This is a genomic window from Allorhizobium paknamense (genome assembly GCF_030815125.1).
GTDB lineage: Bacteria > Pseudomonadota > Alphaproteobacteria > Rhizobiales > Rhizobiaceae > Allorhizobium > Allorhizobium paknamense.
The window spans coordinates 104,372-128,502 of sequence record NZ_JAUSWH010000005.1 but is presented as its reverse complement, the minus strand read 5'-3'; the positions used below and the strand labels follow the sequence as shown (position 1 = coordinate 128,502).

The following is a 24,131-nucleotide window of genomic DNA, read 5'->3' as shown; positions in this document are numbered from 1 at the left end:
GACAGGGCGGCATTTGCGAGGGCAAAAGAGCGTGGATCAAAGACGGTCCGAGGCAAGCCCGCTGCCCGGCACCCAGATGCCGTGGAAACCTTCATGCACCCGGCAGGGGAACTTGACGATTGCCACTGGCCCCTTGGAGAGATTGCGGGCATCGAGAATGACGAGGTCGGTGCGGTTTTCCGCCCGGCGTCCCACCATGGTCATCAGCCAGCCATCGCCTTCCTCGGCATCGGGACTGCGCGGCACGAAGCAGGGCTCTTCCGGCGAGGCATCAGGGCCGGCGTAGAAGAGATCGATCTTGCCGGTATGCTCGTCGAAATGGCCGAGGCAGGTAAAGGGCGGGCCTTTCGGTCCCGGCTGCAGCATGGGCCAGCTTTCCGGATGGTTGGTGCCGAACCAATAGTGGCGCGTGCGCCGCATGGCAAAGCGCCCGTCCACCACCGGCATTTCGCCGATGTGATTGATGAAGCGCTCCACCTTCACCGCGCTTTCCGGGCTCGACAGATCGACAATCCAGCGCTCGCCGAAGGGCGGCATTTCATGCGCATGCGGATCATGGATGTCGGGGAACTGGCTGAGCCAGCCGGAAGCGGTGACGAAATGGTCGAGCACCAGCCGGCTTCCGTCATCCCAGGCATTGAACGTGTGGGTCTGCATGGCAATCTTCGGCGCGGTGTACCAGCGAATGGCAGACACGCCCTGATCGCGCGGTATGACGGCGATATAGGTGTTCTTGTGGCTGTCCCAATGCCAGTAGGGCTCGCCGTTCTTCACCCGCTCCCAATCGCAGACCATCGGGCAGATGACGAAGGCGATGAAATTGCGGGAAACGAGGAAGTCGTGCACCATGGAGCAATAGGGAGCCTTGAAGCGCTCGGTGCTCTTGAACTCGCCCTCCTTGTCGATGACATAGACTTCGATCTCGTCGCTGGCGACACCCTCGCAGTTATAGGCAAAGGCAATGCAATCGCCGGTGACCGGGTCGATTTTCGGGTGAGCGGTAAAGGTGCGGCTCTTAAGCTGTCCGCCGAAATCGCTTTCGCCCCTGGTGGTGAGATCGTTGGGATCCAGCTCATAGGGCCGGCCCGCTTCCTTCAGCGCATAGAGCTTGCCGTGATGCCACAGCACGGAAGTATTGGCGGTGTTGGCATCCTCGCCGGCCACCTCGGGCGAGTCGGTGAAGGGATTGCGGTAAGCCCCGAACAGCGCCTTGCGGGCGGCCCGCTCCAGCTCGAACTTGCGGGTACGGACATAGCGCATGGTCAGATCGGCATGGCCGTTCTGGATCCGCACGGAATGCACCATGCCATCGCCGTTCAGAAAGATGTCCTTGCCGTGCAGCGGCGGATAGGCGTGATCGGCGCTGTTGCGGATATACATGCCCTCCAGCTCGTGCGGAATGCGGCCGATCACTTCGAGGTCATGCACCTCGCCCTCGATGCGCACCGGCGCCGCATAGCCGGTAAAGACGATGTCCTGCGGAAATTGCAGGCCCGGCGGCACATTGAAACGTTCATTCATCGGAAGACTCCTTTTCAGGTTAAGCGTCGAATTAGGCGGTCGCCAGCACAGGCCGAAGCGCATCACGGGCCAGTTTGCGGCGGGCAATCGCAAGAAAAGTCACGGCCAGGGTGGCGATGGCGAACACCGCCCAGCCAAGTCCGCCATAGCCGACATTGGCAACGATGACGCCGCCAAGCGCCGGGCCGATGGCCGAGCCGGACATCATCATCGCAGGCGTCGCGGCCACGGCTCTGCCCGTTCGGTCCACCTTCGACAGAAAGCCGAACAGGAAGGTATGAGTAAAAATGACGACAGAGACATAGGCCATTGCCGGTGCTGCATAGACCGGGAAGACCGTGGCATGGGTAATGCACATGGCCAGCACCGTCTGGAGAACCGGCCCCGCCAGCCCGACACCCAGTGGCGGCAGGCGCTTTTGCAGAAGGGCAGCAAGGGCGCCGGGAATGAGGTTGATGAAACCCATGACGACCAGAACGAACTGCACGGTATCGCCGCTGAAGCCCCTGGCGTCGCCAATGCGTTCGACGAAGGAAAATACCGTGGCCTGGGCAAGCGCCAGGCAGACGATGGCGCCGATGATCAACCAGGCAATGCCCGACAGAGGTTCCGCCGAAAGAGCACGCGGTGCATGCGAGGCGTCACCGGCAGCTGACTTTTCCACCGAGGGAAAGAACAGCAGCGACACGAGCGCCGCAAAGCCCATGGTCAACGCAAAGGCCAGAAACAGCACCGATCCCCCGGCTGCGGCCACCGCCCCCGGAAGAACGGCGAACATGACGATGGCCAGCAAGCCCATGGCCACATTGACGATGCCGAACAGCCGATGCGGATTGGAGGTGCGTCCGATGGACCCGTGGGTCACGGAGAGCGCGCCGCCTGCGCCCATCCCTGCAACCGCGTGCAGAATGAGCAAAAACGAAAAGCTGTCAGCCGAGGCGGGCAGGCGGGACGCAACAAAGAAAGCAACGGTTGCCAACGCAAATCCACCGGCGGCAAACAACCGATGCGGCAGCCGGGTAAACATGGGCGCAAACACCGAACTGGACGCGACAGCCGCAGCCAGAAACGCCGTGACCGTCAACCCGGCCTGCGGCGCCCCGAGACCGTAGAACTTCATGAGGGTGCCGATCCATAAGGGAAGGGCCGCCAGATCGATCATTCCGGCCATATGACAGACGCTGAGGGCTGCATGACCGGTGAAGCTGTTGAGTTTCGACATTTTCTCCTCCCGAGAAAACAGGTGCAGGAAAACCCTGCCGGGGATTTGCCGGGGCCGGCGGTGGGAGGGCGACGCTTTGCCCGTGCCACCTTTTCGCCGGCCCCGGCCTGATCAGAAATTCATGGTCAGCGTACCGACCAGCGCCTGATTCCAGCGCTCGCCGCGCAGGCCCTCATGGCGCGTATAGGAAATCTCGAAGCGCTGGCCCTTGCCAAACATGATCGAGGCGCCCGCGCCGAAAACCGCGTAATTCGGCTCGTAGACAACGGAATCGAGATCGTTGACATATTCCCGCTCGAAACCGACGAGCACATTGGGCGACCAGTGGCCGGGCGCGGTTTCCTTTTCCAGGCGCAGATGCGCCCAGGCCGTGCCGTAGTCTTCCCTGGGACCGACCACGCCGGAGGACACCACACCGAAGTTATTGGCCGTGGCCTCCAGGAAACTCCGCTCGAACTGAATGCCCAGCACCGGATGGAAAACCCAGCCCTCTGGCACGAGAGCGATATCGTCATGGCGATATTGGCCGATCAGTTCGGCCTGGGTGTAGAGATGATCATCGCCCTGATTGTGCCGCATGGTGACGCCCGGCCCGGCGGCAATGCTGAGATCGGTCTGGCCCCAGCTATATTCGGCACGGGCGGCAATGCCCCAATGGGTGGAGAACTCGCTCAACACATCGCCGCGAACCCCGCCTGCGAACCGTTTCACCGACCCTGCCCCTTCGATGTCCAGATAGGTCTGTTCATAGAGCCCGCCAATCGCGACCATGGTCTGCGGGTTGAGAAAGCGCAGATATTGAAGATCAAGGCGTCCGGTTCCGCCATCCAGCTCCACCGGATAGTTCGCACCGTTTGAAAACGTCCCGCGCAAACCGAGACGGATCATCGATTCCTGATCCGGCAGCATGAAAAGAAAGTTGGTGGGAACAATCGTGTCGGTCGTTCCATCCTTGTAATCGCTCTTCGGGCGGCCGGAGGCGGCAGCATCGGAAACCGTATTGCGCCCCTGACCGACGCGCCATTGCACCGACCCGAACTGATCGCTGTCGAAATAAGACCGCAGCAGCCCCGCCTGCCCGAGATTGTTTTCCGCCGCAAGGGCCGGTGGCAGGTATTGACCCTGTGGACCCGCGTCAGCGATGGCCGCATCCGCAGCCAACGCGCCCGCTGTCCAAACCCAAGGCGTCAAAAAGCCGGCGGCCGTGACGGCCACCCAACAGTGTCGTTTCATGATCCCCTCCCGAATAGGCAGATCGGGTTGGCCAACGGCCCCCGCAGTGCCCAGATCTGTGTGTCTGCAAGTTCTGACGCAGGCAGCTATCGGTGCCTGCCGAACATGCGGGGCAAAACGCCTCCATCCGCGTTTGCCACGGGGATAGAATTAACAATGGTCAACCAAATGAAAATCAGATTGTATTCATGCCAATCATCGATAGGATTAATAGCTGGAGACGGAGGAGGCGCCGATGCGGCTGGACCGGTTTGATCTCAACCTTCTGGTCGTGCTCGATGTGCTGCTGGAGGAGCGCAACGTCACGCGGGCCAGTGAGCGGCTGCATATCGGCCAATCGGCCACAAGCGCCGCCCTTTCGCGGCTCAGGGATTATTTCGAGGATGCGCTTCTGGTGCAGGTGGGACGGCGCCTGGAACTGACGCCGCTGGCCCAGACGCTGATCGGCCCGGTGCGCGAGACGCTGAACCATGCCCGCACCACCATGGCGCTGAAGGCGAGCTTCGATCCGACGACCGCCAACCGGCGCTTCACCGTGCACGCCTCGGATCACATGGTAGAGACCCTGTTTGCCACGGTGGTGCGAAACCTTGTCACCGCTGCACCGGGCATCCGGCTGGATCTCAGACGTCCACCAAAGCAGGTGGTGGAAGTGTTCGACCGCGGCAATATCGATATTCTGGTCATTCCCGAGCAATACGCAGCACGGCTGCAGCATCCGCAGACGCTGCTTTTCAGCGACGACCAGGTCTGCCTGGGCTGCAAGGAAAACTTCAAGGAGCAGGAGACCCTCAGCATGGAGGACTACCTTGCCCTTGGCCATGTAGCGGTGCGGTTCGGCGAAGACAGCAGCATCGCCTTCGAGGACTGGTTCCTGCCGCGCTATGGTCAGCAGCGGCGGGTGGAATGCACGGTGGAATATTTCGGAGCAGTTCCGCATCTGCTTCTGGGCACGCGCCGCCTCGCAACCTTGCACCGCAGCGTCGCCAACCGCATCGCCGGACAATTTCCGCTGAAAGTCTTCGACGCGCCTTTCACGATGCAGCCACTGAAAGAGGTGATCGTCTGGCCGAAATATCTCGATTCAGATCCTTGCCATCAATGGCTGCGGAGCGAGATTATCAATACCTTGAAAATACACAGGCCAACGGCGTGAACCTTGAGATATTGCAGGGCATGCACGTAGATATCAGCCTTATCGCCCTGCCCGGCCAAAACCTTCCAGAGATTGCAGCAGGCGGTTGAACCGGTCCCCCTGCAGCATGACGTGCTCGCGCAGCCTCTCGGCAGCCGCCCCCTCGTCGCGGGCGAGAACGGCGGCGACAATCGCCTCGTGTTCGGCGAAAGACGCCTTGATACGTTCCGGCGCGCGCAATTGCAGCCGCCGGTAAGGACGGGCGCGCCGCTGCATTTCCGTAAGCTGCTCCAGAAGATAGCTGTTGCCGGCAGCGGCATAGAGCGCCTTGTGAAAGCCCTCATTGGCGCGGTAATAGGCATCCGGATCATCGACATCACGACAGGCCTCATGCGCCGACAGCAATTGCTGGATCTGGAAGGGTGTGGCGCGGCGCGCGGCAAACAGTCCGCACAGCGCTTCCAGTTCGGAAATAAACTCGAACATCTCGCACAGGCTTTGCGGTGAGATCGGCGTGACCACCCAGCCCTTGCGCGGCACCTTCTCGATGATGCGCATGGTTTCCAAGCGGATCAGCGCCTCGCGGATCGGCGTGCGGGAGACCTCGAACACCTTTGCCAGGTCCACTTCGTCCAGCCGCGTTCCCGGCGGGTAAGCGCCCGTAACGATCCTTTCCTCAATGGCTTCCAGCAATTGATCGGAAAGCGGCAGGCTTGTCGTTTTCATGTCCATCGGTGTGATCCACATCCCTCTCCAGACGAGCATTACCGGCAGCTTGACAAGCTGTCCAATTTTTTGTCTGTATACATAAAATCCTTTATGAATACATATAAGCTTTTTTGCATTCAAAATTCCGGTGACATGGGAGGAGCAGGAATGATTGCAAGTGCATGGAAAAACCGGTGCGGGCCGGGGGAGGTCCGCCTATGGTGATTTTTGGGACGGCCCTTCTGGCAGCCTGCTATCTGGCGGGCATTGCCATCGGTGAGGGCATTGCCGTGTTGATCGGCGTGAAAGCCAATGTCGGCGGGGTGGGCATCGCCATGATGCTGCTGATCGCCGCCATTCATAAAATGCAGAAGCTCGGCTTCTATGTGCCGGAGACGGCCAGGGGCGTGACCTTCTGGGCTTCGATGTATATCCCCGTCGTGGTCGCCATGGCCTCCACGCAGAATGTCATCGTCGCGGTCCGCTCCGGCCCGCTGGCCATTCTGGCGGCAGTGCTGACCTTCAGCGTCTGCTTCTTCTTCGTCGGCGTCATCAACCGGATCATCGAACGGAGCAATCCCGACGCCGATCCGCTGGCCGCCACCCATGATACCGTCAAGGGACAGTGAGGAGCGGCGATGTTTCATCTTCTGGAAAAGACCATTCTCGAAGGCCAGCTCGTCACAGCCTTTGCCTTTATCGGCCTGGTGATCTGGATCTCCAATCTCCTGGGCAAGCATCTGACGGGCGGGCGCGTGGCAGGCTCGGCCATTGCGGTGCTGGCCGGACTGGCGCTGGCCTGGCTGGGGGGGTCGATCACCGGCAAGGCCAAAGGCCTGGCCGATATTGCCGAATTCGGCGGCCTGGCGCTGATGGGCGGCGCGATGATGCGGGATTTCACCATTGTCGCCACCGCCAGCGAAGTGCATGTGGATGAGGCGAAAAAGGCCGGATGGCTGGGCTTCATCGCCCTGCTGCTCGGCACCGTCCTGCCCTTTGTTGTCGGGGTTTCGGTAGCCTTTGCCTTCGGCTACCGCGACCCGGTGGCGCTGACGACGATTGGCGCGGGTGCCGTTACCTATATCGTCGGGCCGGTTACGGGGGCGGCCATCGGCGCGTCCTCCGATGTGATTGCGCTATCCATCGCCACCGGCGTGGTGAAGGCGATCCTGGTCATGGTCTTCACCTCGGTCTTTGCCGGGCCGATGCGGCTCAACAATCCGCAGGCGGCCATGGTGTTCGGCGGACTGGCCGGCACCGTCAGCGGTGTCAGTGCCGGGCTTGCAGCCACCGATCGCCGTCTCGTGCCCTATGGGGCGCTGGTCGCCACCTTTCACACCGGCTTTGGCTGCCTGCTAGGGCCTTCCATTCTCTTTCTCGCCGTGAAAGCCATGTTCGGCTGAACGTTCAGACAAAGGAAAACACGATGCGCGACTGGAACAGTCAGGCCAAAAACCGGGAGGCGCGGCTTGCCCGCGCCGCCCCCTTCGTCCGGGGCAAGGTTTTCGAAGCCGACAGGACGGGGGATCTGCTGAGTGCCGTTCTCGAGCCGGGCGACCGGGTCTGCATTGAAGGCAACAATCAGAAACAGGCGGATTTTCTGGCCGGGCGGCTCGCGAACCTCGATCCCGCCAAGGTGCATGACCTGCATATCGTGCAATCGGTCCTGGCCCTGCCCGCCCATCTCGACGTGTTCGAACGCGGCATTGCCAGCAGGCTGGATTTTTCCTTTTCGGGACCGCAGGCAGGCCGTCTTGCCCGCCTTCTCGGCAATGGCCAGCTCAGGATCGGCGCGATCCATACCTATCTCGAACTTTTCGGGCGCTACTTTACCGATCTCACGCCGCGCGTCAGCCTGGTCTGCGCCCAGGCGGCCGACCGCGCCGGCAATCTCTACACCGGCGGCAATACCGAGGACACGCCGGTGATCGTCGAGGCCACCGCCTTTCGGCAGGGCATTGTCATTGCCCAGGTCAACGAAATCGTCGACACCGTTCCGCGCGTCGATATTCCGGCGGATTGGGTGGATTTCGTGGTCCAGAGCCCGAAGCCGCATTATATCGAGCCGCTGTTTACCCGCGATCCGGCGCAGATTTCCGAAATCCAGGTGCTGATGGCGATGATGGCCATCAAGGGCATCTATGCCGAATATGAGGTGAAGCGTCTCAATCACGGCATAGGCTTCGACACCGCCGCCATCGAGCTTCTTCTGCCGACCTATGCCGAAAGCCTTGGGTTGAAGGGCAAGATCGCCACCCATTGGGCCCTCAACCCGCATCCGGCGCTTATTCCCGCCATCGAGGCGGGCTTTGTCGAAAGCGTTCACAGCTTCGGCTCGGAACTCGGCATGGAGCCCTATATCCGCGCACGTTCCGATGTGTTCTTCACCGGGCGCGATGGCTCGATGCGCTCCAATCGGGCGCTCTCGCAGACGGCCGGACTCTATGCCTGTGACATGTTCATCGGCTCCACCCTGCAGATCGATCTGCAGGGCAACAGTTCGACGGCCACCCTCGGCCGGATCGCGGGCTTTGGCGGTGCGCCGAACATGGGCTCCGATGCCAGAGGCCGCCGCCACGGCTCCACCACCTGGCTGAAGGCGGGACGCGAGGCCTTGGACGGCGGCATGCCGCGTGGCCGCAAGCTGGTCGTGCAGATGGTGGAAACCTTCCGCGAACACATGGCCCCGGCCTTCGTGGAGGAACTCGATGCCTGGAAGCTGGCGGAAAGCGCCGGCCTCGACCTGCCGCCGGTGATGATTTACGGCGATGACGTCACCCATATCGTCACGGAGGAAGGCATTGCCAACCTTCTGCTCTGCCGCACGCCGGAGGAGCGCGAACAGGCCATTCGCGGCGTGGCGGGCTATACGCCGGTTGGCCTTGGCCGCGACCGGCGGATGGTCGAAAACCTGCGCGACCGGGGCATTATTCGCCGCGCCGCCGATCTGGGCGTCGATGTGTCGCTGGCCACGCGCGATCTTCTGGCGGCGCGCTCGATGAAGGATCTCGTGCGCGCCTCGCACGGGCTTTACAATCCCCCGGCCCGTTTCCGAAACTGGTGAGCGAAGACATGGAAAAACTCGAATTCTCCTTTTCCGGCGGCACGGCCCTTGCCGCCCGTAACCGCCCCATCCTCTCCGGTGTGCTGGGATCGGGCAATCTCGAAGTGCTGATCGAGCCCGCCGATCTCGCCGGCCAATGCGCCGTGGAGATCGAGACCGCCGCCGTCGGCTTCGGACGGATCTGGCAGGCGGTGCTGACCGATGTGTTCGAGCGCTGGAAGATCGGCGATATCCGGATTTCGATCAACGACGCCGGCGCCACGCCTGCCGTTGTGGCGCTGCGCCTCGATCAGGCGCTGAAAGCCTATAGTGGCCGGGAGATGAAGCCATGAGCACAAGCTGGTACGAAGCCACCGCCCGCGAGCGGATCGATGGATTGATCGATCAGGGCAGTTTTCATGAATTTCTGCCGCCTGAAGCGCGGTGCACCAGCCCGCATCTGAGCGCGCTTGGCTCACCCGCCGCCTTCGATGACGGCGTGGTGGTTGGACGGGGTAAGCTTGCGGGAAAAACCGTGCTGATCGCCGCGCAGGAAGGGGCCTTCATGGGCGGCGCGGTTGGCGAGGTGCATGGCGCCAAGATCACCGGCGTGATGGAACGCGCCCTCATCGAGCGCCCGGCAGGCGTGCTGCTGCTGCTTGAATCCGGCGGTGTGCGCCTGCATGAGGCCAATGCCGGGCTGATTGCAGTTTCGGAAATCATGCGCGCCCTGCTGGATCTCAGGGCCGCAGGCATTCCGGCCATCGTGCTGGATGGCGGGCGCTTCGGCGTTTTCGGAGGCATGGGCATTGCTACGCGGCTCTCATCCGCCGTGGTCATCTCGGAGGAAGGGCGGCTTGGCCTTTCCGGCCCGGAAGTGATTGAAACCACCATGGGCGTGGAGGAATTCGACGCCTCCGACAAGGCGCTGGTCTGGCGCACCGTGGGCGGCAAGCACCGGTACATCCTGGGCGAGGCAACGGCCTTCGTCAGCGATGACATTCAGGCCTTCCGGGAAAAGGCCGCCGCCCTGCTCGAACCGGTGAGCCCGATGGGTCTGGAAGAGATCGAGGCGGAACACGGCTTTCTCGCCACACGGCTGGAGCGGTTCGGCAGCCTGCGGGATGCCGAGGAGATCTGGACCAGTCTTGGCATAGAGCCTGCGAGCGCCATTCCCCTTCTCGAAACCGAGGCCTTTCTGGAAGCCGTTGCAGGAAAGAGGATTACACCATGAGCGTGGACGATGTGTTCGACAGGCTGTTTCCGCAAGGCCATGAGATCGGTCATGAAGGCGCGTTTTTCACCGGGCGCGGCAGGCTTGGCACAGGCACCGTGACGGTGATCGGCACCCGCGACAAAGCGGCCATCGGCATCGATCTTGCCATGCGCATGGCGCGGGAAATCATCGCCGTGATGAAAACCAGACCCGGCGAGCCCCTGCTGCTGATGGTCGATACCTCCGGCCAGAAAATGAGCCGTCGCGATGAACTGCTGGGCCTCAACGGCTATATCGCCCATCTCGCCAAATGCCTGGATGTGGCAAGACGCCGGGGGCACCGGATCATCGGCCTCGTCTACGGCGAAGCGGTGAGCGCGGGGTTTCTGTCGACCAGCCTGCTGGCCGATCAATGCTATGCGCTGGAACAGGCCGAGGTGCGGGTGATGAACCTGCCCGCCATGTCGCGGGTGACCAAGATCCCGGTGGAGCGGCTGGAGGAACTCTCCCGCGACAGCGCCGTGTTTGCACCCGGCGTCGAAAACTATGTGGCGATGGGGGCCGTGCGGGCGCTGTGGACCGGCGATCTCTCGCAACACCTGAAGGAGGCGCTTGCCCTGAAAGACGATCCGCTTGTGGACCGCCGCCGTGCCGATGGCGCCGAGCGCGGCGGCAGACGGCTGGCCCATGCCATTTCTGCACGGGTGCGTGACGATGCGGCCTGAACGGCACCGCTTCGTCATCCTGGACAAAGACTGGCGGCAGTTTTCTCCGGACTTCGCCGCCTGCCTGCATCGGGACGAGTCACGTCAGCATCTCGCGGGCTGGATCGATGGCGGTGGACCGCTGGTCGTTGCGTCCTCCCATCCCACCGATGCCGAAGGCACGGTGCGGCTGGGTCTCGCCACCCCGGACAAGCAGAGGCTGGGGCTGACCATTGCAACGGAGGCGATCCACGATCTTCTACCGGCCCTGACGCTGGCGGAGGCGCGGGCGGCGGCACCTGAGGCGTGGCAGCCCCGCCTTTCCGCCATCCTCGCACTGGCCGAGGATCATGGCTTCGAACTGGGCCTGTTCGGGTCGCTGGCCTGGCAAACTCACACCGGCAGAACCTATCTGCATCCGGCCTCCGATCTCGATCTGCTGATCCGCTTTGCATCGAGAAACCGGCACGAGAATGCCCTGAGGGCTCTCCTGTCGCTGGATGGTCAGCCGCGTCTCGATGGCGAGGTGCTTCTTTGTGATGGAGGGGCGGTCAATCTGCGCGAACTGGCGACGAATGCCGCGGAACTGATGGAAAAACGGCATGGCGGCCCCCGTCTCGTGCCGCGGGATGAGGTCCTGGGCCGATTGGGAGGGCGTGAATGACGGTGCTCGCCAGCAACGACCCGGCAGGCTTTGACGCGGCGCCTGCGGAGAAGCTTGCTTCCAATGCAGGCCATGCCGCCTTTTGCAGCTTTCTGGGACGGCTCGCCATTCGCGCGCTTTATCACGAGGTCGCGCTTTACCCGAAGCCGGGGCTGGTCAGCCCGGTGGATAACGGGTCGCATCGTGACATGACCATGGAAACCTTCATGCGCAGCCTCTTTGCCCTGCGCGGTTACTTCCCGGCTGTCGCGGCGGCAGGCGCCCAATTCCGCCCTCTGCAGGACATGCAGCGGCTGGGGATCGAAGCCGAGGCGCGGATGATGGCGGCAACGGGCGGCATCAACACCCATCGCGGCGCGATCTTCAATCTCGGCCTCATCGCCGCCGCCGCTGCCCATCGGCAGGCCCGGGGCAAGACATTGGAGGCAGACGCGGTGTGTCACGAGATCGCGGCTCTTTGGGGGGCCGAGATCCTCGCCTCGCGTCCACCTCTGAACCAGTCGAACGGTTTGAAGGCTGTGGCCAACCATGGCGGTACCGGCGCGCGCGAGCAGGCGGCAACGGCCTATCCGGTTCTGCGGCAAGCGGCCCTGCCCGCCTACCGGCAGGCGCTCTCTGAAGGCCGCACGGCCACGGAAGCGAGCCTTCAGGCGCTGTTTGCCATCATGGCGGTGTTGAACGACACCAACATCCTGCATCGGGCGGGCGCTGAGGGACTTGCTGTCGTGCAGCAGGAAAGCCGTGCCTTTCTGGCCTGCGGTGGCATAATGGCCCGGAATGGACGGGAGCGCGCCATCGCGCTTCACCGCCAGTTTTGCGAGAGGCGGATTTCGCCTGGTGGTGCTGCCGATCTTCTCTCCTGTACGCTTTTCCTGCACGGGCTGGAGTGTTTCAAGGGAAAGTGGGAACCGGTTTTCCGTCCGGGAACGCGGAAAAACCCTCTGGAGACCTCATGACGCTTGCCATTCTCTGCCCAGGACAAAGCGCTCAAGGCGCCGGCATGCTGGAGATGCTGAAGGACGAACCGGAAGCGCGGGCGGTGTTCGAGAGTTTTGCCGCTATCATCGGCGAACGCATGGAGACCGTTCTCGCCCGCCCGGAGCGGCTGCACGACAACGCCGTGGCGCAGCCGGTTCTCTGCGCCACGGCGCTTGCCAGCTTCGCGGTGATGCAGGCCCGCCTGCCCGAGCCGCCAGCCGTCATTGCCGGCTACAGCATTGGCGAACTGGCAGCGTATGGCTGCGCCGGAGCCCTCGCCCCGGCGGAGATCATTCGCCTTGCCCGGGCGCGTGCCCGCGCCATGGATGCGGCCTTCGAAGACGAGGCCGGAATGGTGGCGGTGCGCGGCCTGCTGGAGGCGAGGCTTGCACCGATCTGCGATGCCCATCATGCCCATATCGCGATCCGCAACGGCGAAGATCGTTTCGTGGTCGCCGGGCGCAGCGCCGATATCGCCCATGTCGGGGAAGAGGCAAAACAGGCTGGCGCGCATGTGACCGCCCTTGCCGTCAAGATCGCCTCACACACGCCGCTGATGGCCCCCGCCGCCGATGTTTTCCGCAGCGCCTTGTCGGCTGCGCCCTTTCGCCCGCCGGACATCCCCGTGATTGCCGGGATCAATGGTGCCCTCGTCCGAGACCGCGCGAGCGCAATCGAAACCCTGACGGCACAGCTTTTCACGCCGCTCGACTGGGCGGCCTGTATGGCGGCGTTACGGGAAAACGGTTGTCATATCGCCTTCGAACTTCTTCCCGGCAACGATCTTTCGGCCATGCTGCGCCATCAGGAGCCTGCGCTTGCGTGCCGGGCGCTTGCCGATTTCCGAAGTGCGGAAGGGGCTGGAGCCTGGCTGGCGCGGCAAATGTGATACGAAGCGTCATTGAAGATGACGCGCTCCTCCTTTGTGGAGACCGCACATGTCTTGAAACCGGAGAGGCCGCAAAACACCCGGTGAATTCCGCAGGGTTCTCCGCTTGACAGAATTTTGAACTAACTGGTACATACATTACAGACGTGATGTTCGCTGAAGGAGCGGCGAGCATTGGGGCAAGGCGCGACGGACACATTTTCGGTTCCACCGCACGGCCCGCAATCAGGAGGAAAGACCGGCACCGGTCCGGCACGGCCCGTTTCACGGGTCTGGAGGGAGCATGGCGTACAATCTCGATTTCTCGGTGGTGATCGATCGATTGCCCGAACTTCTGATCGCCTGTGCGGCGACGATCGGTCTTGCCATTGCCGGCATGGCGCTGGCAACGGTGATTGGCGTGCTTGGTGTCATTGCGCGGCGCTCGACGATCAAGCCACTGCGGGCGGCGGTGATTGCCTTCGTGGAAATCATCCGCAACACGCCCTTCCTGGTGCAGATTTTCTTCGTTTTCTTTGCTCTGCCGCAGATCGGCCTTCGGCTCAACCCGACGGCAACGGCGATCATCGCCCTGGCGCTGAATGGCGGCGCCTATGCCATCGAGATCATTCGCGGCGGCGTGGATGCCATTCCGAAAGGCCAGGTCGAAGCGGGTCTCGCACTTGGGCTGCACAAGGCACAGATTTTCCGCCACATCATCCTGAAGCCTGCCTTGCGCACTGTCTATCCCTCCTTGACCAGCCAGTTCATCATGCTGACGCTGACGACCTCGGTCTGCACCTCCATCGCAGCCTTCGAACTGACATCGGTGGCGCAGAAGATCGAGGCGGATACCTTCCGCTCCTTCGAGGTCTATTTCTCCATCACCCTGCTTTATCTGGTGATTTCCGGGCTGATGATGGGGGTCTTCGGGCTGATCTCCCGCCTTTCCTTCAACTATCCGGTCAAGTGAGGGCGCATCCATGGCATCGATTGGTCCCAACGAGATCTTCTTTCTGCTGCAAGGCCTGAAATGGACGGTGGCGCTGACCCTGATCGGCTTTATCGGCGGCGGCGTCTTCGGCCTGCTGGTAGCGCTGGCGCGCACCGCCGACCATAAGCTGGCACGGCGGATCACCGCTGGCTACATCGCCGTTTTCCAGGGCACGCCGCTCCTGATGCAGCTTTTCGTAGTCTATTACGGCGTGGCGCTGATCGGGCTCGATATCGATGCCTGGCTTGCCGTCGCCATTGCCTTTACCCTGCATGCCAGCGCCTTTCTGGGCGAAATCTGGCGCGGCGGCATTCAGGCGGTTCCGAAAGGCCAGACGGAAGCCGCAAAGGCGCTGGGCCTGCATTATCCTTCGATCATGAAGGATGTGATCCTGCCGCAGGCCTTCAAGATCGCGCTTCCCGCAACGATCGGCTTTCTGGTGCAATTGATCAAGGGCACCTCGCTGGCGGCCATCGTTGGCTTCGTGGAACTGTCGCGGGCCGGGCAGATCGTCTCGAACCAGACCTTCCGGCCGCTCACCGTCTTTGCGCTGGTTGGCCTCATCTATTTCCTGATCTGCTGGCCGCTGTCGCTCTGGGGCGCGCGCCAGGAAGCGCGGCTGCAGACCGCTTCGCGATAAACGGACAACAATCAGAAGCATAGTTTTTTTTGCAAGGAGGAGCAAAATGAAGAGTAAGTCCATTCTTACATATAAGCGCCGCAGCCTGCTGGCGCTGATGGCGGCGGCAGCGGCCCTGCCGCTGGTGATGCCGAAATCCGCCGAGGCTGCGAGCCTTGCCGATGCCAAGGCGAGAGGCAAGGTGATCATCGGTATTCAGGGCGATAACGCGCCCTGGGGCTTCGTAAATTCCAGCGGCGTTCAGGATGGGCTCGATGCCGATATCGGCAAGGCCTTTGCCGAGTCTCTCGGCCTGAAAGCCGAGTTCGTGCCGCTGGCTGTCGCCAACCGCATCCCGGCCCTGATGACCGGCAAGGTCGACGTGCTGTTTGCCACCATGGGCATGACGGCAGAACGGGCCAAGACCATCCAGTATTCCAAGCCCTATGCCGGTAACGTGCTGTCCGTTTACGGTCCGAAGGACAAGAAGATCGGCAGCTATGCGGATCTCGCCGGCATCAAGGTGGGCGTGCCGAAATCGAGCGCCATGGATACGGCCCTGACCGCTGGCGCCGGATCGACGGCAAGCATTCTGCGGTTTGACGATGACGCGGCCAATATCCAGGCGCTTCTGTCCGGACAGGTGGAAGCGATTGGCGGCAACCAGTTCTACGGCGACCGTCTCGATGCCGCAGCCAAGGGCAAATATGAAGCGAAGTTCGATCTGACGACGCTTTATAACGGCGCGGGCACCCGTCCGGGCGAGAAGGACTGGAACGAAGCGATCAACACCTTTCTCGACAAGATCAAGGCCAATGGCGAGTTGAAGACGATCTACGCCAAGTGGATGAAGCGCGACGTGCCGCCATTCCCGGAGCAGCTTCCCGATATTCCTTTCACCGTGAAGTAATACCAGGGCGAGGATGCGTAAGCATCTTCGAACCTTGATATCAATGGAGGGTTCCATGCCACAATCCGACAGTGCCCATGCGCCGCTGATCGCTCTCGAGGGAGTGGGAAAGTGGTATGGCTCCTATCATGCGCTGAAAAACGTCAATCTGACGGTTCGCAAGGGCGAGAAAATCGTGCTTTGCGGGCCGTCCGGCTCGGGAAAATCCACGCTGATCCGCTGCATAAACCATCTGGAGGAAATCCAGGAAGGGAGCATCACCGTGGAGGGAACGCGCCTGACCGATTCCGGCCGCAGCATCGATGCGGTGCGCCGGGAGGTGGGCATGGTGTTCCAGAGTTTCAACCTCTTCCCGCACAAGACCATCATGGAAAACTGCATCCTGGCACCGATGCGGGTGAAGGGGATGGAAAAGGCCAAGGCGGAGGCTGTTGCCCGCACCTATCTGGAACGGGTGCGCATTCTCGATCAGGCGGACAAATATCCGGCCCAGCTTTCCGGCGGCCAGCAGCAGCGGGCGGCCATCGCCCGGGCGCTATGCATGGAGCCCAAGGCCATGCTGTTTGATGAACCGACCTCCGCCCTTGATCCGGAAATGGTCAAGGAAGTGCTGGATACGATGATTGGGCTGGCCCGTGACGGCATGACCATGATCTGCGTGACCCATGAAATGGGCTTTGCCCGGCAGGTGGCGGACCGCGTCGTCTTCATGGCCTCGGGCGAAATCATCGAGGAAGGGGAACCGGAGATCTTTTTCCGCAATCCCCAGCATCAGAGAACCCGTGCCTTTCTGGGAGAAATCCTGGCGCATCACTGATGCGGTGCAGAACCTGAAACAAACCTTACCGCAGCGCTTTGAGCCTGCGGTCGGTTTTTAGAGCATAATCCGACCGGAGTGAAACGGGGACGATCAAGATTATGCTTCAAAAATAAAGCGTTAGAGCGCCGCTCTGATTCAATCGGATCGAAAAGCGCTCTGGTATCGACCTCCGGGCGGGTGATCTTTACCGGCATCGGAGACTAAACCGGAGCAGGTCTCCTGCCTCCTTCAAAGCCTGATGCAATGCAATGGGATGGACCCATGAGTGAGAAGACCTCCTTTCACGTCGGCCTGATCGGCGCCGATATCCAATTGTCGAAATCCCCGGCGCTGCACATGCAGGAGGGCGCGGCCCATGGCCTCGATTACACTTATGAACTGGTGGATATTCATGCCCGGCAGGTGACGGAAAGCGCCCTGCCCGAGCTTCTGGACGAGTTGGAAGCGCGCGGCTTTGCCGGCACCAATATCACCCACCCCTTCAAACAGGCAGTCATTCCCTATCTTACGGAACTCTCCGAGGATGCCCGCATGCTCGGCGCCGTCAATACCGTGGTCTTCGACGCTGGTCGCCGCATCGGCCACAACACCGACTGGTACGGTTTCTACGAGAGTTTCCGGCGCGGACTGAAGGACGTGGCGCGCGATCGCGCGCTGTTGATCGGAGCCGGCGGTGCAGGCGTTGCGGTTGCGCATGCCGCCCTGAAGCTGGAGATCGGCAGGCTCGATATCTTCGACCAGGAGCTTGAGCGGGCAGAACGTCTGGCCTCGCAATTGAACACCCGCTTCGGTGGCATCCGCGCCTTTGCGGTCTCCGATCCGGCCGTTTCGCTTGCCAGCGGAAATGGCCTGATCCATGCCACCCCGGTTGGCATGCCCGCCCATCCCGGCATGCCGGTATCGGCAGACCTGCTACAGCCCCATCATTGGGTCGCGGATATCGTTTATATGCCGCTGGTTACGGAACTTCTCGCAACAGCTTCCGCCAAAGGCTGTCGCATTCTGCCGGGCGGCGGAATGACGGTGTTTCAGGCTGCCGAAGCCTTCCGGCTGTTTTGTGGACGCCTTCCCGACACAGACCGCATGAGCGCTCATTTCGACAGTCTGTGCCGGCAGGAGCAGGCCGCATGAGTCCCCGCGACGCCGCGACAGCCAAGTGCGCCATCTATGGCGCACAAAGGCTTGCTGTAGCGCTTCTGCCTTTCCCCTTTTCGTGGAAAGGCTTTCGCTCAGCCCGGATCGTGCCGGTCCGGCTGTCGCAGCACATAGCGCAGCACCATGTCCGCCACATGGCGCGAAAGCTGCTCCTGACCTTCGGGCGTAAACAGCACATCGCCGAAGATCAGCGAAAAACTGGCGGCATTGGAGACGTTGAAAAAGGAAAGCGCGCTGATCTGCCAATGCAGTTCCAGTGCATCGATGCCAGGCCGGAAAAGTCCCTGCGCCTGCCCGCGCTTCAGCACGCTTTGCAATTCCTCGATCGCCGGACGGTTGAGGCCGCGAATGGTGTCGGAGAGCTGCATATGGCGGCCATGATGAATGTTCTCGATCATCACCATGCGAATGAAGGCGGGGTTGCGCCGATGGTGATCGAAGGTGAAGCGACAGAGCTTGTCCAAGGCCGCCACCGGGTCGAGGCCGGAAAGCTCAAGATCGCTTTCGCCACCTCGCACCTTGCGATAGGCCTCCTCCAGAACGCGCTGGTAAAGGCCCTCCTTGTCGCCGAAATAATAGTAGATCATCCGCTTCGACGTCCGCGTGCGGGCCGCAATCTCATCGATCCGCGCCCCCGACAGGCCGTTTTGCGAAAACTCCTCCATGGCAACCGTCAGAATATCCCTGCGGACACCCTCGGGATCCCGCTTGGCAGGTCGCATCTGTTTGGTGTCTTCCGCCGTCGCGTCCTCGGTCATCGCCATGCCGCCGTCCAGCGGCCCAATCTTCGTTGCTTCAATTAACCAAGCAGTACATAAAGCCGGAAAGGAAGGCAATATGGTTAGCTTAGCCCCAGGCAGACACCAGACGACCTTGCAGACCTCGATTGCAACTGTCTCCATTGGAGGCGAATTTCCGGAAAAGCTGGCCGCCATTGCCAAGGCAGGCTTTACCGGGGTCGAGATCTTTGAAAACGACTTCCTCACCTATGACGCCTCTCCGCGTGAGGTGGCCGCCATGGTGAAAGATCATGGCTTGAAGATCACGCTTTTCCAGCCCTTCCGCGATTTCGAGGGCATGCCGGAGCCGCATCGCAGCCGGGCTTTCGAGCGAGCCGAGCGCAAGTTCGACATCATGGGCGAGCTTGGCACCGATCTCATGCTGATCTGTTCCAACGTCTCGCCGGTGTCCCTTGGCGGCATAGACCGCGCGGCTGCGGACTTCCAGGCGCTTGGAGAGATGGCCGCGAAACATGGCGTGCGGGTCGGCTATGAAGCGCTGGCCTGGGGACGGCATGTCAACGATCATCGTGACGCCTGGGAGGTCGTCCGCCGTGCCGATCATCGCTGCGTCGGTCTGATCCTCGACAGTTTCCACACGCTGTCGCGCAAGATCGATCCCAACTCCATCCGCTCCATTCCCGGCGACAAGATCTTCATCGTGCAACTGGCCGACGCGCCGCTGATCGATATGGACCTGCTCTATTGGAGCCGTCACTTCCGCAACATGCCGGGCGAAGGCGATCTGCCGGTGGTGGATTTCATGCGCGCCGTGGCAGCCACCGGCTATGACGGGCCGCTTTCGCTGGAGATTTTCAACGACCAGTTCCGCGGCGGTTCCGCCCGGGCAATTGCCGAGGACGGACATCGCTCGCTCGTGAACCTGATGGACCAGGTCCGGCGGCAGGAGCCGGATATTTCGATCACCATGCCTGAGATGCCGGACCGCATCGTCACGGCGGGCGTCGAATTCGTGGAATTCACCGCTTCGGTCGAGGAAAAGCAGCAATTGGCCGCTCTCCTCGGCACGCTGGGTTTCGTCAACACCGCGCGGCATCGCTATCGCCAGCTGGACCTCTTCACCCAGGGCAATATCCGGCTGGCCATCAACACCGACAGCAGCAACCAGAGCTTTGCGGCGGCCTCCTATGCCGTGCATGGAACGAACGCCTATGCCTTCGGCCTCAAAGTCAAGGATGCGCAGGAAGCCCAGAAGAGAGCGACGGCGCTGGACGCCGTCGGTTTTTCGGAACCGCGCAAGCCGGGTGAAGTGCTGCTGCCGGCCATTCAGGATGCCGGAAACGGCATTATCTACTTCCTCGATGACAGCCCGGAACTGGCAAGGGTCTGGGAACAGGAATTCGAGCCGGTGGAAGCCGCACCCGCGCCCGGCCCGGAGCAACTGACGCGCATCGATCATCTGGCGCAAACCACGCAATATGACCAGATGCTGACCTGGCTCCTGTTCTACACCTCGATTTTCGCCACCCGGCGCACGCCGATGGTGGATGTGGTGGACCCGGGCGGGCTGATCCGCAGCCAGGCCATCGAAAGCGTGCCCGACCGGCAATTCCGCGTGACGATGAACGGCGCCGACAACCGCAAGACCTTTGCGGGCAAGTTTCTGGCGGAAGGGTTTGGCACCAGCATCCAGCACATTGCCTTTGCCAGTGAGGATATCTTCGCAACGGCCAGGGCGCTCAACGCACGCGGTTTCGAAGCCCTGCCGATTTCCTGCAATTACTATGAGGATCTTGAGGCCCGCTTTGGTCTGGAACCTGAATTTTCCGATGCCCTGCGGGCATCGAGCATTCTCTATGACCGCGACGAACAGGGGGAATATTTCCAGATTTTCAGCCGCACCTTCGGCGACGGTTTCTTTTTCGAAATCGTCGAAAGGCGTGGGGATTATGCCGGTTACGGCGCCATGAACGCCCCCTTCCGCATTGCCGCCCAGCGCCGCCTGCTCAAGCCTGCGGGCCTGCCGAAATAACAATCTACTGGCTCCAAAGAAGGGGCACACTCAATGCCCCTTCTCTTCACCCGGCGGCGGGTTTGCGGCTGACGAAGCTGAAGGCGAGCACCAGAAAGATCAGCGTGCCCGTGCCCACCTGCTGCCAATAGAAATTCAGGCCGCTGATCAGAAGACCATTGGCAACGATGCCGAGCAGCAGCACGCCGATGGCGGTTCCGGCGACGTTGGGCCGCCGGTTGGGTGACAGGGTCGTGCCGATGAAGGTGGCGCCGATGGCGTTCAGCAGGAAGGCATTGCCCGAGAGCGGGATGTAAACGGTGACCGTCGCCGTCAGCACGAGACCGGCAAGGGCTGCAATAATGCCGGAGGCGATGAAGGCAACGGCCACCGTGCGTCCGACACCAAGCCCACTATAGCGCACGACGCTGGACTGGATGCCGATGGCGGTCACGATGCGCCCAAAGCGTGTCCCGGTCAAAATCACCGTCCCGAACCCCACCACCAGCAGCGCCAGAAGCAGCGGCACCGGAAGTCCAACGACCGTACCATGACCGATGAAGCGGAAGGCGTCTGGAACGCCGTTCGGCGGAAGATAGACAGGATTGCCGCCATTCGTCGCCAGTTGCTGCACGGAGCGCCCGATAAATAGCGTGCCAAGGGTGGCGAGAAAAGGGGAAACGCCGATGCCGGAAATCAGGATGGCATTGAAGAGACCGACAACCCCTCCCGCCAGCAGCGCGGCAATGATGGCCAGCGGCACGCTATAGCCGGACAAAACCAGCGAGACGAAGGCAAAACTGGCGAAGTCGATGGCCGTGCCGACGGAAAGATCGATGCCCCCGGCAGCCACCGCCAGCGTCATCGCCACGGAAACGATGGCCAGCAGTGCAAAATTATTGACCAGAATGCTGAGCAGGTTGGCCGGCGTGGCGAAGGTTGGCGCAATCAGGGTGAAGACGGCAAAGACCAGGACCAGCGCTAAAAGAAGCCCGTAACGGGACAAAGCGGCGGACCAGCGCCGGGCGGAAACGATCACAAACGCCATGATGTCAGCGCTCCTTCCGGCGCAGCAAGGTGGTGGCAGAGACGACGAAGAGGATCAACAGCCCCTGTACCCCGCTGACCAGTGTGCTGGAGATGTTGAGAAGCTGAAAGCCGTTGATCAGCAACCCGACAAACAGCGCCGAGAGCAGCGTGCCCGGCACTGTCGGCACGAGCCGCCTTGAAAAGACGGAGCCCAAAAGCGCGGTGACGACCACAGGCAGCAGCATTTCGGCGGAGCCTGTCGTGCTGCCGCTGAGATAGGCAGCGGACAGGATGCCCGCCACTCCACCGCAGAGCCCGCTGGCGATGAAGGCGCCCGCCAGCAGCCGTCGCACCGGCAGCCCCACGGCCCGGGCCGCTTCCGGAAAATCGCCAAGCGCATAAAGCCATTGGCCGATTGCCGTCTTCTGCACGGCAAGCGTGGCCAGCAGGCTGAAGGCGACCAGAAGATAGGCAAGCACGGGAATCCCGAACCCGTCATAGGAGGACAGGAAGCCCAGAAGATCGCTGCTGGCAGGAATGACGGTATTTTGTGTCAGAACCAATTCCAGACCTGCCACCACATTCATCACGGCAAGGGTTGCCAGAAGCGGCACGATCCGGGCCAGCACCACGGCGGCGGCATTGACGAGGCCGATAACAAGACCCGTGGCAAGCGCGGCCACGCTTGCTGCGGCATCACCGTAACCGTCACGGGACAGAGAGGCGAAGACGGCAGCGCTCAGCCCCATATTCGCCGCAAGCGACAGGTCGATGCCGCCGGTCACTACATTCGGTCCGCCCGCGATCAGCACGACCGTGAGTCCGATGGCAAGAACGCCGAGGACTGCCGACTGGCCGAGAACATTGGCGATATTGCCGAGGCTGAGAAAATAGGGTGTTGAGACGGCAAAGACCGTCAGGATCAACAGAAAGGCAAGGATGGAGCCGGACCGCACCGCCGAAGCGGCGAGGTTTCCGCTGCTAGTGACGGGCGCGACAGGATCGGCAGTTCCCAGGGTGGAATAATCGACATCAGCCGACATGGCGCAGCCCCTCCGAGGCCCCTGTCGAGAGCGCCAGGACCTCATCCGTTGTGGTGGACGATGAATCGAGATCAGCGATGATCCGCCCCCGGAACATGACGAGGATGCGGTGGGTCAGCCCCACAAGTTCCGGCAGGTCGGAGGAGAGAACGATGACCGCCGCCCCTTCCCGCGCAAGTTTGGCGACCAGCGCATAGATTTCCGCTTTCGAGGCGATATCGACGCCGACCGTCGGCTCGTCCAGCAGGTAGATGCGGGATTGACGCCCCAGCCATTTGGCGATGGCGACCTTTTGTTGATTGCCGCCGGACAGGGTGCGCACCGGTACATTCGGACCATCGGTCTTGATGCCGAGCTGGTGAATGAGCCGCATCGCCTGCTTTTGCTGCGCCCGCCGTCGGAGAAAGCCGAACCGGGCGAAACGGCCAAGATCCGGCAAGGTCAGGTTTTCCGTGAGCGTCAGATCGAGCGCGACGCCGTGGCCGCGCCGGTCTTCCGGCACCAGGGCCAGCCGCTCCCCCACCGCCGCGCCCGGATGCGACAGGGTCTGGAGCTTGCCATCCACCTCGACACGACCGGCAACACCCGCTTCAAGGCCGAAAAGCGCCCGCATCAACTCCTTGGCTCCGGAGCCGAGCAATCCGGCTATGCCGATGATCTCGCCCTCGTGCAGCGTGAAATCGACGCCGGAAAACCGGCCTGAACAGCTGAGCCCGCTGACAGACAGGATGGGCCTGCCCGTCTTCGAACCCCGCTCCGGGAAGAGATCGCCGATATCGCGGGCAATCATGCGGCGGGCAATGTCTGCCGCATTGGTCTCCTTCAGCGGCAGGGCGGCGACATCGACGCCATTGCGAATAATGGTCACGTCGTCGCATAATTCCTCGATCTCGTTGAGGTAATGCGAGACATAGAGAATGGTGACGCCTTCGGCCCTGAGCCTGCGGATCAGGCCGAACAGGATATCCGCCTCCCGCCGCACGAGAGCTGCCGTCGGCTCATCGAAAACGATGATTTTCGGCTGGTCCATCAGGGCGCGGGTGATCTGCACGATCTGACGCTCTGCCGTTGACAGATCACCGATCAGCGCATCGGGGTCGAGCTGCAGACCGAAATAGCGGCGAAGGATGTCCGACGCTTTCCGGCGCATGGCGGCGCGGTTGAGGAAGGGGGTGCGCGCAAGACGGACCTCCCGTCCCAGAAACAGCGCTTCGCTGACCGTGAAGCTTGTCGGCAGCAAGCGATCCTGATGAATGAAGCGAATGCCTACGGCATCCGCCTCATGCGGCGAAAGCGCCGGAAATATCTTGCCATCGATTTCGACCGTGCCTGCATCCGGTTTGTGGATTCCCGCCAGGATCTTGATCAAAGTCGATTTTCCGGCGCCGTTCTGCCCCACCAGACCGTGCACAGTGCCGCGCCGGACAAAGAGTGAGGCACGGTCCAGCGCCCTTGCCCCGCCGAAATGCTTTTCGATGGCGGAAAGCTTCAAAATGAGGTCTGCGGGCGCGGCCATGG

Annotated in this window: 24 protein-coding genes and 1 pseudogene; 17 read left to right on the top strand and 8 right to left on the bottom strand. The window is 61.9% G+C overall.

Features of this window, described 5'->3' with window-relative positions; translation table 11 throughout:
- Positions 1-36: 36 nt before the first annotated feature.
- The 3 genes from QO005_RS09950 to QO005_RS09940 all read right to left on the bottom strand — a co-directional run bounded on the left by QO005_RS09950 (position 37) and on the right by QO005_RS09940 (position 3,976).
- Positions 37-1,521, bottom strand: coding sequence for a carotenoid oxygenase family protein (locus QO005_RS09950; RefSeq protein ID WP_307157861.1), 1,485 nt, complete (start codon positions 1,519-1,521; stop codon positions 37-39).
- Between the two features lie 31 nt (positions 1,522-1,552).
- Positions 1,553-2,743, bottom strand: coding sequence for an MFS transporter (locus QO005_RS09945; RefSeq protein ID WP_307157860.1), 1,191 nt, complete (start codon positions 2,741-2,743; stop codon positions 1,553-1,555).
- A 111-nt stretch (positions 2,744-2,854) separates the two neighbouring features.
- A complete protein-coding gene (locus QO005_RS09940; RefSeq protein WP_307157859.1) occupies positions 2,855-3,976 on the bottom strand; it encodes a hypothetical protein in 1,122 nt (373 codons plus the stop codon).
- A gap of 235 nt (positions 3,977-4,211) precedes the next feature.
- Between QO005_RS09940 and QO005_RS09935 the strand changes: the two genes are divergently transcribed.
- Positions 4,212-5,132, top strand: a complete 921-nt coding sequence (locus tag QO005_RS09935) for a LysR family transcriptional regulator (protein ID WP_307157858.1) — start codon at positions 4,212-4,214, stop codon at positions 5,130-5,132.
- A 39-nt stretch (positions 5,133-5,171) separates the two neighbouring features.
- Here the strand turns inward: QO005_RS09935 and QO005_RS09930 are convergent, their stop codons facing one another.
- Positions 5,172-5,843, bottom strand: a complete 672-nt coding sequence (locus tag QO005_RS09930) for a GntR family transcriptional regulator (protein WP_307157857.1) — start codon at positions 5,841-5,843, stop codon at positions 5,172-5,174.
- A 194-nt stretch (positions 5,844-6,037) separates the two neighbouring features.
- Between QO005_RS09930 and madL the strand changes: the two genes are divergently transcribed.
- The 15 genes and pseudogenes from madL to QO005_RS09855 all read left to right on the top strand — a co-directional run bounded on the left by madL (position 6,038) and on the right by QO005_RS09855 (position 17,766).
- A complete protein-coding gene (gene madL / locus QO005_RS09925; protein WP_307157856.1) occupies positions 6,038-6,448 on the top strand; it encodes a malonate transporter subunit MadL in 411 nt (136 codons plus the stop codon).
- 9 nt (positions 6,449-6,457) lie between these two features.
- Positions 6,458-7,222, top strand: a complete 765-nt coding sequence (madM, locus tag QO005_RS09920; RefSeq protein WP_307157855.1) for a malonate transporter subunit MadM — start codon at positions 6,458-6,460, stop codon at positions 7,220-7,222.
- A 23-nt stretch (positions 7,223-7,245) separates the two neighbouring features.
- Positions 7,246-8,883: a malonate decarboxylase subunit alpha gene (gene mdcA, locus QO005_RS09915; protein ID WP_307157854.1), complete on the top strand. Its 1,638-nt coding sequence runs from the start codon at positions 7,246-7,248 to the stop codon at positions 8,881-8,883.
- Between the two features lie 8 nt (positions 8,884-8,891).
- Positions 8,892-9,215, top strand: a complete 324-nt coding sequence (gene mdcC, locus QO005_RS09910; RefSeq protein WP_307157853.1) for a malonate decarboxylase acyl carrier protein — start codon at positions 8,892-8,894, stop codon at positions 9,213-9,215.
- Positions 9,212-10,096 carry a biotin-independent malonate decarboxylase subunit beta gene (locus QO005_RS09905; RefSeq protein WP_307157852.1) on the top strand — a complete coding sequence of 295 codons (885 nt, stop codon included), beginning with the start codon at positions 9,212-9,214 and terminating at the stop codon, positions 10,094-10,096. The genes mdcC and QO005_RS09905 overlap by 4 nt, the downstream gene beginning before the upstream one ends.
- Positions 10,093-10,803, top strand: a complete 711-nt coding sequence (gene mdcE, locus QO005_RS09900; RefSeq protein ID WP_307157851.1) for a biotin-independent malonate decarboxylase subunit gamma — start codon at positions 10,093-10,095, stop codon at positions 10,801-10,803. The genes QO005_RS09905 and mdcE overlap by 4 nt, the downstream gene beginning before the upstream one ends.
- Positions 10,793-11,446: a malonate decarboxylase holo-[acyl-carrier-protein] synthase gene (gene mdcG, locus QO005_RS09895; RefSeq protein WP_307157850.1), complete on the top strand. Its 654-nt coding sequence runs from the start codon at positions 10,793-10,795 to the stop codon at positions 11,444-11,446. Before mdcE ends, mdcG begins: the two co-directional genes overlap by 11 nt.
- The gene (gene mdcB, locus QO005_RS09890; protein WP_307157849.1) at positions 11,443-12,402 is read left to right on the top strand and encodes a triphosphoribosyl-dephospho-CoA synthase MdcB; all 960 of its coding nucleotides are present in this window, start codon (positions 11,443-11,445) and stop codon (positions 12,400-12,402) included. The genes mdcG and mdcB overlap by 4 nt, the downstream gene beginning before the upstream one ends.
- A complete protein-coding gene (locus QO005_RS09885; protein ID WP_307157848.1) occupies positions 12,399-13,313 on the top strand; it encodes an ACP S-malonyltransferase in 915 nt (304 codons plus the stop codon). The genes mdcB and QO005_RS09885 overlap by 4 nt, the downstream gene beginning before the upstream one ends.
- A 283-nt stretch (positions 13,314-13,596) precedes the next feature.
- The gene (locus QO005_RS09880) at positions 13,597-14,265 is read left to right on the top strand and encodes an amino acid ABC transporter permease (RefSeq protein ID WP_307157847.1); all 669 of its coding nucleotides are present in this window, start codon (positions 13,597-13,599) and stop codon (positions 14,263-14,265) included.
- Positions 14,266-14,275: 10 nt separating this feature from the next.
- Positions 14,276-14,926: an amino acid ABC transporter permease gene (locus tag QO005_RS09875; protein WP_307157846.1), complete on the top strand. Its 651-nt coding sequence runs from the start codon at positions 14,276-14,278 to the stop codon at positions 14,924-14,926.
- Positions 14,927-14,972: 46 nt separating this feature from the next.
- Positions 14,973-15,815, top strand: a complete 843-nt coding sequence (locus QO005_RS09870) for a transporter substrate-binding domain-containing protein (RefSeq protein ID WP_307157845.1) — start codon at positions 14,973-14,975, stop codon at positions 15,813-15,815.
- Between the two features lie 55 nt (positions 15,816-15,870).
- Positions 15,871-16,632, top strand: a complete 762-nt coding sequence (locus tag QO005_RS09865) for an amino acid ABC transporter ATP-binding protein (RefSeq protein ID WP_307157844.1) — start codon at positions 15,871-15,873, stop codon at positions 16,630-16,632.
- 78 nt (positions 16,633-16,710) lie between these two features.
- Positions 16,711-16,794 (top strand): annotated as a pseudogene (locus tag QO005_RS09860) (invasion associated locus B family protein); the annotation flags it as partial.
- A 102-nt stretch (positions 16,795-16,896) separates the two neighbouring features.
- Entirely contained in the window at positions 16,897-17,766 is an 870-nt protein-coding gene (locus QO005_RS09855) for a shikimate dehydrogenase (protein WP_307157843.1), read from the top strand.
- Positions 17,767-17,864: 98 nt separating this feature from the next.
- Here QO005_RS09855 and QO005_RS09850 read toward each other — a convergent pair whose 3' ends face one another.
- Positions 17,865-18,548 carry a TetR/AcrR family transcriptional regulator gene (locus tag QO005_RS09850; RefSeq protein ID WP_307158073.1) on the bottom strand — a complete coding sequence of 228 codons (684 nt, stop codon included), beginning with the start codon at positions 18,546-18,548 and terminating at the stop codon, positions 17,865-17,867.
- A gap of 115 nt (positions 18,549-18,663) precedes the next feature.
- Here QO005_RS09850 and QO005_RS09845 point away from each other — a divergent pair, with 115 nt between their 5' ends.
- Positions 18,664-20,562 (top strand): bifunctional sugar phosphate isomerase/epimerase/4-hydroxyphenylpyruvate dioxygenase family protein, encoded by a 1,899-nt coding sequence (locus QO005_RS09845; protein WP_307158072.1) that lies wholly within the window; start codon positions 18,664-18,666, stop codon positions 20,560-20,562.
- A 46-nt stretch (positions 20,563-20,608) separates the two neighbouring features.
- Here the strand turns inward: QO005_RS09845 and QO005_RS09840 are convergent, their stop codons facing one another.
- The 3 genes from QO005_RS09840 to QO005_RS09830 are packed head-to-tail and all read right to left on the bottom strand — an operon-like array spanning position 20,609 to position 24,129.
- On the bottom strand, positions 20,609-21,589 hold the full coding sequence (locus tag QO005_RS09840; protein ID WP_307157842.1) for an ABC transporter permease: 981 nt from the start codon (positions 21,587-21,589) through the stop codon (positions 20,609-20,611).
- Positions 21,590-21,593: 4 nt separating this feature from the next.
- Positions 21,594-22,613: an ABC transporter permease gene (locus tag QO005_RS09835; RefSeq protein WP_307157841.1), complete on the bottom strand. Its 1,020-nt coding sequence runs from the start codon at positions 22,611-22,613 to the stop codon at positions 21,594-21,596.
- Positions 22,603-24,129 (bottom strand): sugar ABC transporter ATP-binding protein, encoded by a 1,527-nt coding sequence (locus QO005_RS09830; protein ID WP_307157840.1) that lies wholly within the window; start codon positions 24,127-24,129, stop codon positions 22,603-22,605. The genes QO005_RS09835 and QO005_RS09830 overlap by 11 nt, the downstream gene beginning before the upstream one ends.
- Between the last annotated feature and the right edge of the window lie 2 nt (positions 24,130-24,131).

Coding starts and splice junctions, on each gene's coding strand:
- madM (WP_307157855.1), top strand. CDS start 6,458: ATGTTTCATCTTCTGGAAAAGACCATTCTCGAAGGCCAGCTCGTCACA.
- madL (WP_307157856.1), top strand. CDS start 6,038: ATGGTGATTTTTGGGACGGCCCTTCTGGCAGCCTGCTATCTGGCGGGC.
- QO005_RS09905 (WP_307157852.1), top strand. CDS start 9,212: ATGAGCACAAGCTGGTACGAAGCCACCGCCCGCGAGCGGATCGATGGA.
- mdcA (WP_307157854.1), top strand. CDS start 7,246: ATGCGCGACTGGAACAGTCAGGCCAAAAACCGGGAGGCGCGGCTTGCC.
- QO005_RS09945 (WP_307157860.1), bottom strand. CDS start 2,743: ATGTCGAAACTCAACAGCTTCACCGGTCATGCAGCCCTCAGCGTCTGT.
- QO005_RS09865 (WP_307157844.1), top strand. CDS start 15,871: ATGCCACAATCCGACAGTGCCCATGCGCCGCTGATCGCTCTCGAGGGA.
- mdcC (WP_307157853.1), top strand. CDS start 8,892: ATGGAAAAACTCGAATTCTCCTTTTCCGGCGGCACGGCCCTTGCCGCC.
- QO005_RS09870 (WP_307157845.1), top strand. CDS start 14,973: ATGAAGAGTAAGTCCATTCTTACATATAAGCGCCGCAGCCTGCTGGCG.
- QO005_RS09935 (WP_307157858.1), top strand. CDS start 4,212: ATGCGGCTGGACCGGTTTGATCTCAACCTTCTGGTCGTGCTCGATGTG.
- QO005_RS09885 (WP_307157848.1), top strand. CDS start 12,399: ATGACGCTTGCCATTCTCTGCCCAGGACAAAGCGCTCAAGGCGCCGGC.
- QO005_RS09880 (WP_307157847.1), top strand. CDS start 13,597: ATGGCGTACAATCTCGATTTCTCGGTGGTGATCGATCGATTGCCCGAA.
- mdcG (WP_307157850.1), top strand. CDS start 10,793: ATGCGGCCTGAACGGCACCGCTTCGTCATCCTGGACAAAGACTGGCGG.
- QO005_RS09930 (WP_307157857.1), bottom strand. CDS start 5,843: ATGGACATGAAAACGACAAGCCTGCCGCTTTCCGATCAATTGCTGGAA.
- QO005_RS09840 (WP_307157842.1), bottom strand. CDS start 21,589: ATGGCGTTTGTGATCGTTTCCGCCCGGCGCTGGTCCGCCGCTTTGTCC.
- QO005_RS09850 (WP_307158073.1), bottom strand. CDS start 18,548: ATGACCGAGGACGCGACGGCGGAAGACACCAAACAGATGCGACCTGCC.
- QO005_RS09830 (WP_307157840.1), bottom strand. CDS start 24,129: ATGGCCGCGCCCGCAGACCTCATTTTGAAGCTTTCCGCCATCGAAAAG.
- QO005_RS09875 (WP_307157846.1), top strand. CDS start 14,276: ATGGCATCGATTGGTCCCAACGAGATCTTCTTTCTGCTGCAAGGCCTG.
- mdcB (WP_307157849.1), top strand. CDS start 11,443: ATGACGGTGCTCGCCAGCAACGACCCGGCAGGCTTTGACGCGGCGCCT.
- QO005_RS09950 (WP_307157861.1), bottom strand. CDS start 1,521: ATGAATGAACGTTTCAATGTGCCGCCGGGCCTGCAATTTCCGCAGGAC.
- mdcE (WP_307157851.1), top strand. CDS start 10,093: ATGAGCGTGGACGATGTGTTCGACAGGCTGTTTCCGCAAGGCCATGAG.
- QO005_RS09940 (WP_307157859.1), bottom strand. CDS start 3,976: ATGAAACGACACTGTTGGGTGGCCGTCACGGCCGCCGGCTTTTTGACG.
- QO005_RS09855 (WP_307157843.1), top strand. CDS start 16,897: ATGAGTGAGAAGACCTCCTTTCACGTCGGCCTGATCGGCGCCGATATC.
- QO005_RS09835 (WP_307157841.1), bottom strand. CDS start 22,613: ATGTCGGCTGATGTCGATTATTCCACCCTGGGAACTGCCGATCCTGTC.